At 67.7% G+C, this 365-nt stretch carries 1 pseudogene; it reads left to right on the forward strand.

Annotated elements, in window-relative coordinates:
* Positions 1 to 83: 83 nt before the first annotated feature.
* Positions 84 to 365 (forward strand): annotated as a pseudogene (locus G3480_RS29770) (chitin deacetylase); the annotation flags it as partial.

Here is a 365-nt window from a genome sequence, read left to right on the forward strand (position 1 = left end):
TGCGCCCGGATGTACTACGGACCACCGCCGAGGCTTCCCGACCACGAAATCTTCGGTGTCACGACCTTCGAGCTGGGCTGAGGATGGACGCCTGGCACCCGCGAGACCTCAAGGGTGACGGACGGCACCCGCCAGATCCGCAGTGGCCGGGCGGGGCACGGCTGGTGGTCCAATGCGTCCTCAACCTTGAGGAGGGCGCCGAGCGCACCCTGCTCAACGGCGATGACGGCTCCGAGGACTACCTGCCCGAGCTTCCCGGCCTCCAACGGCGCTTGGGACAGCGTCACTACAGCGCCGAGAGTCTCTTCGACTACGGTGCCCGTGTTGGCTTCTGGCGCCTGCTGCGCCTGTTCGAGGAGCGCCGT

The organism is Thiorhodococcus mannitoliphagus (genome assembly GCF_010915725.1).
Classification (GTDB): Bacteria; Pseudomonadota; Gammaproteobacteria; order Chromatiales; family Chromatiaceae; genus Thiorhodococcus; species Thiorhodococcus mannitoliphagus.